3 protein-coding genes and 1 pseudogene are annotated in these 2,853 nt (G+C 66.5%); 3 read left to right on the top strand and 1 reads right to left on the bottom strand.

What is annotated here, in order from left to right:
• Positions 1 to 106: pseudogene (locus tag WAN02_RS19845) on the bottom strand (nuclear transport factor 2 family protein); the annotation flags it as partial.
• 159 nt (positions 107 to 265) lie between these two features.
• Here WAN02_RS19845 and WAN02_RS19840 point away from each other — a divergent pair.
• The 3 genes from WAN02_RS19840 to WAN02_RS19830 all read left to right on the top strand — a co-directional run.
• Entirely contained in the window at positions 266 to 1,180 is a 915-nt protein-coding gene (locus tag WAN02_RS19840; RefSeq protein ID WP_422265942.1) for a DNA-3-methyladenine glycosylase family protein, read from the top strand.
• A 95-nt stretch (positions 1,181 to 1,275) separates the two neighbouring features.
• Entirely contained in the window at positions 1,276 to 2,247 is a 972-nt protein-coding gene (locus WAN02_RS19835; protein ID WP_422265941.1) for a pirin family protein, read from the top strand.
• 69 nt (positions 2,248 to 2,316) lie between these two features.
• On the top strand, positions 2,317 to 2,853 hold a 537-nt coding region (locus WAN02_RS19830; protein ID WP_422265940.1), incomplete at its 3' end, for a TetR/AcrR family transcriptional regulator.

The following is a 2,853-nucleotide window of genomic DNA, read 5'->3' as shown; positions in this document are numbered from 1 at the left end:
TGTCAACCGAGCTGCGGGTCAGCAGGTTCCAGTAGGTGAAATCCTCGCTCAGCAGCCCGAAGCACTCCTCGACGTCGCCGCCCTCGGACAGGCACTGCAGGAACATCCACGCCAGCTCGGCCGGCGGGTCGTCGAACGGGGTGGTCACCTCGCCATCCTGACGTGGAACGCAGTGCCGGTCAATGACGTGACGGACAAGGATGTGCGGCCGCGCTCGGACCTATGATCGTCGAAATCGAGCAGTTGTGGTATCCGGTGGGAGCAGATGGTGAGTAGCGCTCGCACGGTGACGTTTCCCGGTGTGGTGAGCCCGGGCCTGACTCTTTTCCCGCTGCGCCGAGGGCCTGGCGATCCGACTTTCCAGCTCGATGACGACGGCGCCATGTGGCGTACCAGCCTGTTGCCCAGCGGCTCCGTCACGGCGCGCATCAGTCGCACTGCAGCCAACGTCGTCGACTGCACGGCGTGGGGCAGCGGCGCCGAGGAATTCCTCGACGCCCTTCCGGCAATGCTTGGTGCCCAGGACGATTCGTCGGATTTCGTACCGGTCAACCCCATCGTCGCCGCCGCGCAGGAGCGGGTGCCGCACCTGCGACTCGGCCGCACTGATCAGGTCTTGGAGGCTCTGATCCCGGCAGTCCTCGAGCAGCGCGTGCCGGGTGCGGACGCGTTTCGCGCCTGGCGCCTACTGGTCACCAAATTCGGGACGCCGGCACCGGGGCCCGCCCCCGACCGCATGCGGGTGCTGCCGTCGGCCGAGGTGTGGCGGCGCATACCGTCGTGGGAATTTCACCGCGCCAACGTGGATCCCGGACGGGCCCGCACGATCGTCGGATGCGCACAACGTGCGTCGTCGCTGGAGCGACTCGTGTCATGGCCGCCCGTGAAGGCCCGCGACGCGCTGATGTCGCTGCCCGGAGTCGGGATATGGACCGCCGCCGAGACGGCTCAACGTGCCTTCGGCGACGCCGACGCGCTGTCGGTGGGCGACTACCACATCTCCAAGATGATCGGCTGGACGTTGCTGGGACACCCGATCGACGACGACGACATGGTCGAACTTCTCGAACCGATGCGCCCACACCGCCACCGGGTGGTCCGGTTGCTGGAAGCCAGCCGGCTGGCCTACGAGCCGCGCCGGGGCGCGCGACTGCCGGTGCAGGACATCCGCACGCTGTGAATTGCCCGGGGAAGTCCGCCCGCAGTGAGCGCTGAGCGGAATAATCGGACCGCGGTCCGGTTATACCGGGTATCCGAAGCACAAGGAGGCTACAGATGCCCGCGATCACCGCAGACACATTGGCCTTGTCGCGGGTGTCCGCGGCAGGCCCCACCGATACCGAACGGCCGGTTCGCTCGATCACGACCGGGCCGCGCGGTCATGAGGGCGAAGGATTCCCGGTGGTCCGCGCCTTCGCCGGCGTCAGCAGCGCCGCGCTCGATCCGTTCGTCCACATGGACCAAATGGGCGAGGTGGAATACCAGCCCGGCGAACCCCGCGGTACCGACTGGCACCCGCACCGCGGGTTCGAGACGGTCACGTACATCATCGACGGTCGGTTCGCGCACCAAGATTCACACGGTGGCGGCGGGTTGATCGCCGACGGCGCCACACAGTGGATGACGGCTGGCTCAGGCATCCTGCACATCGAAACCCCGCCGGCAGAACTCGTCGAGAGCGGCGGAATGTTTCACGGCATCCAGCTCTGGGTGAACCTGCCGAAGAAGGACAAGTTCGCCACCCCGCGCTACCAGGCCATCGAAGGCCCCGACGTCGCACTGCTGTCCTCCGACGACGGCGGCGCGCTGATTCGGGTCATCGCAGGTCAGATCGACGGTCACAGCGGGCCCGGTGTGACGCACACGCCAATCACGATGGCACACGCGACAATTCAACCAGGGGCGCGGCTGAACATCCCGTGGAACCGGGACTACAACGCACTGGTTTACGTCCTCGCCGGGCGTGGCTCGGTCGGCCCGATCGCGCATCCGCTACAACAAGGTCAACTGGCGGTCCTGGGTCCTGGCGACCGGATCACGGTCAACGCCGCCGCCTCGCAGGAGTCTCGGACGCCCGCCCTGGAGGTGCTGATCCTCGGCGGCAGGCCGATCCGCGAACCGGTGTTCCATTACGGCCCGTTTGTGATGAACACCAAGGCGGAGGTCGTCCAAGCTGTCGAAGATTTCCAGGCCGGCAAGTTCGGCAGCATCCCGCCCAACGGATTGATGCCGCACCGCGCGACGTAGCGACCGCTGGCTAACAAGCGGTTCTCCCGACTCGGCGGGCAGCAGTGTGAGCTGTGGCACAATCATGCTGTGGTGCAGCCCGCGAGCCGGGGGCCGGGACGCCCCCCCGCAGCAAAGGCGGCCGAGACACGTAAGCGCATTCTGCGTGCTGCTCGGGAAGTTTTCAGCGAACGCGGCTATGACGCCGCCACCTTTCAGGCCATCGCGCTCCGGGCAGACCTGACGCGGCCGGCGATCAACCACTACTTCGCAAATAAACGCGTCCTGTATTGGCAGGTGTTGGACGAGACCAACAGTGCCGTCGTCGCCGCGAGTGTGCAGCGGGCGCGAGGTGAGACGACGTTAACCCGACAGGTGTCGGCGTTCATCGAAGGCGCGATCGATTCAGATATCGAAAACCCAACGGCTGCCGCGTTCTTGATCACCGCAACGCTGGAGTCGCAGCGCCACCCTGAGCTGAGCCGGCCCGGAATCGACTCGGTCGGCACCACTCGGGCGTTCCTGTTGTGGGCGATCAACGACGGAATCCAGCGCGGCGACTTGGACGCGGATACCGACGCCCCGGCGCTCACCGAAATGCTGCTCGCGGTGCTGTTGGGTGTGGGC

This window comes from Mycobacterium sp., from assembly GCF_049281135.1.
Taxonomy (GTDB): domain Bacteria; phylum Actinomycetota; class Actinomycetes; order Mycobacteriales; family Mycobacteriaceae; genus Mycobacterium.
This window is presented reverse-complemented; position numbering and strand designations above follow the sequence as displayed.